Origin of the sequence: Streptomyces sp. A0642 (assembly GCF_004795105.1) — a bacterium.
Taxonomy (GTDB): Bacteria; Actinomycetota; Actinomycetes; order Streptomycetales; family Streptomycetaceae; genus Streptomyces.
Genome location: NZ_SSBL01000042.1, coordinates 34,178 through 40,199, shown reverse-complemented (window position 1 = coordinate 40,199; position 6,022 = coordinate 34,178). Strand labels below are relative to the sequence as shown.

Sequence of the window (6,022 nt, the reverse complement as noted above, 5' to 3'; positions counted from 1 at the left end):
CGGCGGCGGCCGGTACTCCCGCGGCCGTGGTGGGCGTCCGGGACGGCTCCGCGGAGGGTGCCGGGGTGGAGGGGGCGAGTCCGCTGCCGAGGGCCCGGGCGAACAGCGGGCTGTTCTCGTACGGACGTATCAGCGAAGGCGCGGACACGGTGGCCTGGGCGCGAAGCGCGAACGGGTTCCCGTTGAACCCGGCGGCGCCGAGCGGGGAGGGCGCCGAGGAGAACGTCAGGGGCGCGGCGTTCACCGCGAGCGAGAAGGGGTGGCCGGCACCGGCCGCGGCGAGCGTGCCGTGGCTGCCGCCTCCTTTGCGGCTGACCGAGCCGGTCTCCGCGCGGGTGTCGCCGTCGAGCGGGGCCACGGCGCTGCCCGGGCCGTCCGCGCGCGTGGGCGCCTCGGTGGCCGAGTCCGTCGGCAGGGCGCCGCCGAGCGCGATGGCGGCCAGCGAGACGGCACTGGCGGCAGCGAAGGCGAACCGGCGTCCCCGCCACGGCGAGCGGTCGCCCTCGCGGCCGGCCTCGTGGATCCGGAAGACGGAACCGGCCGGAGCGGCGGGCATCACCGCGGTCGAACCGTGGAGGGCCGGCAGGTAGCCGAAGGTGGCCGGCGGGGAGCCGTCCGAGGGCGACTCGGCACGGCTGCCGGAAGGGTGCATCACAGGGAAGACGCCGTCACCGAACAGCCCTGAGCCGCCCTTGGGTCTTCCCCGGCCGTCGTCGTCCCCGCCTGGGCCGCCGGGAAGGCCCTGGAGCCGGGCGAGGAACCCCTCGGAGGGCGAGGGCGGGGCCGACTGCGCGAAGACACTCTTCAGGCGCCGCTGGGCAGCGGCCTCGGCCTTGCACTTCGCACAGGTCGCGAGGTGGGCGAGGACCCGGTCCCGGGCGTCGTGCTTCAGCTCGCCGTCGACGAGCGCGGCGAGACGGTCCCCCAGGTGTTGTTCCGCGGAGGTCGGACCTGTGCCGCTCACGCCGTGCCGCCCTCCCCCGAGACGAGGGCGCCCGTCAGCGAGCGCTGCTCGGCACGGGCCTCCGGCGAACGGTGCTGCAGCGCCTTGCGCAGGTGCGAGCGCCCGCGGTGGATACGGCTGCGCACGGTGCCGAGCTTCACGCCGAGTGTCGCGGCGATCTCCTCGTACGAAAGTCCCTCGATGTCACACAGCACGACCGCGGCCCGGAATTCGGGCGCGAGGGTGTCCAGCGCCTGCTGGACGTCCGCGTCGAAGTGGGTGTCGTTGAAGACCTGCTGCGGGGACGGCTCACGGCTCGGCAGGCGCTCCGCGGCGTCGTCCCCGAGGGAGTCGAAGCGGATGCGCTGCTTGCGACGGACCATGTCCAGGAAGAGATTGGTCGTGATGCGGTGCAGCCAGCCCTCGAAGGTGCCGGGCGTGTACGTCGACAGCGAACGGAACACCCGGACGAAGACCTCCTGGGTGAGGTCCTCGGCGTCGTGCTGATTACCCGTCAGTCGGTAGGCAAGGCGGTACACACGACCGCTGTGCGTGCTGACGATCTCTTCCCATGAGGGTGGCGTCCACGCCTGGGAGTCCGCATCGGAGGCGAAGGTCGCGGTCGGTGCGGAGTCGTTGGAAGAACGGTCAGCAATGTTGGTCACGGATTTCGGCTCACCCGCCGACCTGAGAAAGCGCCACAGCACTGCTTCCCGATCCACAGGCGCAGCCGCACCTCCCCTATCGGCTCTGGTGGTGTCCAGTGGAGCCCCTACCATAGCCACCTCGCCCGTTAGCTCCGGATAAGCCTTTTTCCTGCTGGGGCCGGGGATCTCCCCGGGAACGACCGCCCGCCGGTCCCGGGCCCGGTCCGCGGGCCCGATCGGCGTGCTTTCCCCTGCCCTTCCCTAACGCCCGGTCCCATCTGCGGGTTCCCGGGTGCAGCGGATACAGTCACCGTTGCGCCAACTACGGGGACAGGAGAGGGTCATCACCGCCAACCGGCAGACGAGCTGGGCGTTCGCCGACGCCTTTGTCGCCGAGGACGAAGCACTGCGCTGGGCCCGGGACCGGGCACGGGACGCGGGGCTTCGCTCGGTGTCACCAGGCACCGGCGCCGCGTTGCGCCTGCTCGCCGCCACGACGGACGCCAAAGCGGTGGCCGAGATCGGCACGGGAACGGGCGTGTCCGGCCTCTACCTGCTGAACGGCATGCGCCCCGACGGGGTGCTGACCACGGTCGACCCGGAACCCGAGCGCCAGCAGTTCGCCCGTGAGGCGTTCCGCGCGGCCGGCTTCGCCGCCAATCGCGCCCGCTTCATCCCCGGCCGGGCCCTCGACGTACTCCCCCGGCTGGCGGACGGCGGATACGACCTCGTGTTCTGCGACGGCGACCGGCTGGAGAGCCTGGACATCCTCGCTGAATCGTTGCGCCTCCTGCGGACCGGCGGTCTGGTCTGCTTCGAGGGGGTCTTCGCGGACGGCCGGACGGTCGACTCCGCCGCCCAGCCCGCGGAGGTGCTGCGCCTGCGCGAGCTGCTGCGCGCGGTCCGCGAGAGCCAGGAGCTGATGGCGACGCTGCTGCCGGTCGGCGATGGCCTTCTCTGCGCGGTACGCCGGGGCTGAGCCCCGCCCGCCCGGCACCCCCGGACGCATCACTGCCCCGGCACGGAAACCGTGCCGGGGCAGTGGTGAAGTGTGGGCGTCTCTGCTCAGCCGACGACCTTCTTGAGGGCATCGCCGAGGGCATCGGCCTCGTCCGGAGTCAGCTCCACGACAAGCCGACCGCCACCTTCGAGCGGAACGCGCATGACGATGCCCCGCCCCTCCTTTGTCACCTCGAGCGGGCCGTCGCCCGTCCGCGGCTTCATGGCCGCCATGCTCGTTCCCCTTCCTGAAACCAGCTCATCGCAACCGGCGGCCCCATGACAGGCGCTGCCTCACCGGCATCGAACACATTGCTTCCACGCCATTATCCCGCATCACAGACCCCGATGACCAACATCGCTCTGCATCGCTTGCGCAACGCGCTCTCTCAAAACCACCCAATTCGGCGATCCGACTGCGATACTCCGTCCCCTCGCACCCCTCATAGCGGCGGAATTGTTAGACGCAGGTCACATGTTCGCGTCCGCGGACGTCGGCCATGCTTGCCTGGACAGGCATTTCCACGACGCACAGAGGGGACCGCACATGGCCGATCACGAGGACGCCGTGCTCTACGAAGTGAGCGACGGGCTCGCGACGATCACGATCAACCGTCCCGACGCGATGAACGCCATGAACACCGCGGCCAAGGTGGCGCTGCGTGACTCCCTGCGGTCGGCCGGTGCCGACACCGCCGTGCGGGCGGTCCTGCTGACCGCGGCCGGCGGGCGCGCCTTCTGTGTCGGCCAGGACCTCAAAGAGCACCTCTCCAAGCTGTCCGAGGTCCGCGAGTCGGGCGGCGGCAATGCGCTGAGCACGGTGCAGGAGCACTACAACCCCATCGTGCGGGCGCTCACGGAGATGCCGAAGCCGGTCGTCGCCGGGGTCAACGGGGCCGCCGCCGGTGCGGGCTTCGGTTTCGCCCTCGCCTGCGACTACCGGGTCGCCGCCGACACCGCCTCGTTCAACACCTCCTTCGCCGGGGTCGCCCTCACCGCCGACTCGGGCGTCTCCTGGACCCTGCCCCGGCTGATCGGCCACAGCCGCGCCGCCGACCTGCTGCTCTTCCCCCGCTCCCTGTCCGCCCAGGACGCCCACGACCTGGGCATCGTGAACAAGCTGGTGCCCGCCGCCGACCTCGCCGCCGAGGCGACCGCGGTGGCCCGCGCCCTGGCCGACGGCCCGACGGTGGCGTACGCCGCGCTGAAGGAGTCCCTCGCCTACGGCGCCGGGCACACCCTGGCCGAGGCGCTGGAGAAGGAGGACGAACTCCAGACGAGGGCGGGCGCGTCGCAGGATCACGCGATCGCGGTGCAGGCGTTCCTCGACAAGGAGAGGCCGAAGTACCTCGGGCGGTAGTCGCGGTGGCCCGGCTCCGGGGCTACGCGGCGCCGCCGCCGCGGGCCACGCAGTCGGCGAGGTGGTCGTCGACCAGGCCGCACGCCTGCATCAGGGCGTAGGCCGTGGTCGGGCCGATGAACCGCAGCCCGCGCTTCTTGAGGTCCTTGGCCAGCGCCGTGGACTCCGCGGTCACGGCCGCCACGTCCCCGAGGACGCGGGGGGCGGGGCGGCTCGCCGGATCGGGGGCGTACGACCAGATCAGCTCGTCCAGCTCACCGTCCTGCCAGCCGGCCAGCACCTGGGCGTTGGCGAGGGTGGCGTCGATCTTCGCCCGGTTGCGGATGATGCCCGCGTCGGCGAGGAGCCGTTCCCTGTCCGCCTCGGTGAAGGCGGCCACCTCCGGGATGCTGAACCCCGCGAACGCGCTGCGGAAGCCTTCCCTGCGGCGCAGGATCGTCAGCCAGGACAGTCCCGACTGGAACGCCTCAAGACTCAGCCGTTCGAACAGGGCGTCGTCACCGCGGACCGGGCGGCCCCATTCGGTGTCGTGGTAGATGCGGTAGTCCTCGGTGGCCAGGCCCCACGGGCAGCGCAGCCCGCCGTCCGCCCCCGGTTCGGCGCCGCCGCTCATCGTCCGGTCTCCTCGTCGGGGCGCGGGGCCGTGTCCTGCGTCTCCGGCGCCTCCCAGGGCGCCTGCGGCCCGTCCTCCGGCCGCTTCAGCAGATCGGGCCGGCCCGCCCGCGTGGCCTGGGCGCCGGCGAGCGCCGACTCCAGCTCCGCGATGCGGGCGTCACGCTCGGCGAGCTCGGCGCCGAGACGGCCCAGCGCGTCGTCGACGTCGGCCATCCGGTAGCCGCGCGCGGTGACGGGCAGCCGGAGCGCCTCGACGTCCGCGCGGCCCACCGGGCGCGTCGCGGGCAGCGGATCCGTCAGCTGCTCCGGCGCCACGTCCTGCAGGATGGCACTCTTCCCTCCGCCGACCACCGCGAGGGTGACCGCGGCAACCACCACCACCATCGCGAGCAGCAAGAACCAGAACACGCGTATCTCCCCGGGAGCGGAATTCGTCCGGGTCCGATCGTGCCATGAGGGACTGACAGTTAGGGTCGGCAGTCGGTCCCGGCGGCCTTTCCGCCGGGAGATTCACAGGGAGAGATGCGGGATGCGAAGCGGTGCGCTCAGGCTGGGGCGGCGCGAATTCGGGGCGCACGAGCCGGTGATCATGGCGATCGTGAACCGCACCCCGGACTCCTTCTACGACCAGGGCGCCACCTTCCACGACGAGCCCGCGCTCTCCCGGGTCGAACAGGCCGTGGCCGACGGCGCGGCGATCATCGACATCGGCGGGGTGAAGGCCGGTCCCGGCGAGGAGGTCACCGCCGAGGAGGAAGCCCGTCGCACCGTCGGATTCGTCGCCGAGGTCCGCCGCCGCCACCCGGACGTGGTGATCAGCGTCGACACGTGGCGCCACGACGTCGGAGAGGCCGTCTGCGAGGCCGGGGCCGATCTGCTGAACGACGCGTGGGGCGGGGTCGACCCGAAGCTGGCGGAGGTCGCCGCGCGGTACGGGGCGGGGCTGGTGTGCACCCACGCGGGCGGCGCCGAGCCGCGGACCCGGCCGCACCGGGCCGGGTACGAGGACGTGATGGCCGACATCCTGCGGGTGACCGTGGGACTGGCCGAACGGGCCGTGGACCTGGGCGTCCGGCCGGACGGCATCCTGATCGACCCCGGTCATGACTTCGGGAAGAACACCCGGCACTCGCTGGAGGCGACGCGCCGGCTCGGTGAGATGACGGAGACGGGGTGGCCCGTCCTGGTCTCGCTCTCCAACAAGGACTTCGTCGGCGAGACGCTGGACCGGCCGGTGAAGGAGCGGCTGCTCGGGACGCTGGCGACGACCGCGGTGTCGGCGTGGCTGGGGGCGCGGGTGTACCGGGTCCACGAGGTTCCGGAGACGCGTGAGGTGCTGGACATGGTGGCGTCCCTCGCGGGACGGCGGGCGCCGGCGGTGGCGCGGCGGGGGCTCGCGTAGCGCACGTGGACGGGCCCGCGCCGGCGGGGGGCTCGGCCGGCGCCCTGCGGTGGGCC

At 72.5% G+C, this 6,022-nt stretch carries 8 protein-coding genes; 3 read left to right on the top strand and 5 right to left on the bottom strand.

The genetic code is table 11. From position 1 onward, the window contains the following. Together E6R60_RS34995 and sigE are read right to left on the bottom strand one after the other, a co-directional pair. Window positions 1–964, bottom strand: a 964-nt coding sequence (locus E6R60_RS34995) for a zf-HC2 domain-containing protein (RefSeq protein WP_136330758.1), incomplete at its 3' end; no start/stop codon positions are given. Next, on the bottom strand, window positions 961–1,722 hold the full coding sequence (sigE, locus tag E6R60_RS34990; RefSeq protein WP_240802806.1) for an RNA polymerase sigma factor SigE: 762 nt from the start codon (window positions 1,720–1,722) through the stop codon (window positions 961–963). The genes sigE and E6R60_RS34995, both read right to left, overlap by 4 nt. A 181-nt stretch (window positions 1,723–1,903) precedes the next feature. Here sigE and E6R60_RS34985 point away from each other — a divergent pair, with 181 nt between their 5' ends. Then, a complete protein-coding gene (locus tag E6R60_RS34985; RefSeq protein ID WP_136330756.1) occupies window positions 1,904–2,569 on the top strand; it encodes an O-methyltransferase in 666 nt (221 codons plus the stop codon). A gap of 86 nt (window positions 2,570–2,655) precedes the next feature. On the opposite strand, the gene E6R60_RS34980 is transcribed toward E6R60_RS34985, so the two are convergent. Beyond that, window positions 2,656–2,823, bottom strand: a complete 168-nt coding sequence (locus E6R60_RS34980; RefSeq protein WP_003966491.1) for a DUF3117 domain-containing protein — start codon at window positions 2,821–2,823, stop codon at window positions 2,656–2,658. Between the two features lie 313 nt (window positions 2,824–3,136). On the opposite strand from E6R60_RS34980, the gene E6R60_RS34975 reads away from it, so the two are divergent. After that, on the top strand, window positions 3,137–3,949 hold the full coding sequence (locus tag E6R60_RS34975) for an enoyl-CoA hydratase-related protein (protein ID WP_136330755.1): 813 nt from the start codon (window positions 3,137–3,139) through the stop codon (window positions 3,947–3,949). 22 nt (window positions 3,950–3,971) lie between these two features. On the opposite strand, the gene E6R60_RS34970 is transcribed toward E6R60_RS34975, so the two are convergent. Both E6R60_RS34970 and E6R60_RS34965 read right to left on the bottom strand, forming a co-directional pair. After that, window positions 3,972–4,562, bottom strand: coding sequence for a DNA-3-methyladenine glycosylase I (locus E6R60_RS34970; protein WP_136330754.1), 591 nt, complete (start codon window positions 4,560–4,562; stop codon window positions 3,972–3,974). Beyond that, window positions 4,559–4,972 (bottom strand): hypothetical protein, encoded by a 414-nt coding sequence (locus tag E6R60_RS34965; RefSeq protein WP_240802805.1) that lies wholly within the window; start codon window positions 4,970–4,972, stop codon window positions 4,559–4,561. Before E6R60_RS34965 ends, E6R60_RS34970 begins: the two co-directional genes overlap by 4 nt. Before the next feature lie 121 nt (window positions 4,973–5,093). On the opposite strand from E6R60_RS34965, the gene folP reads away from it, so the two are divergent. After that, window positions 5,094–5,966 carry a dihydropteroate synthase gene (gene folP, locus E6R60_RS34960; RefSeq protein ID WP_136330753.1) on the top strand — a complete coding sequence of 291 codons (873 nt, stop codon included), beginning with the start codon at window positions 5,094–5,096 and terminating at the stop codon, window positions 5,964–5,966. The last annotated feature ends 56 nt before the right edge of the window (window positions 5,967–6,022 follow it).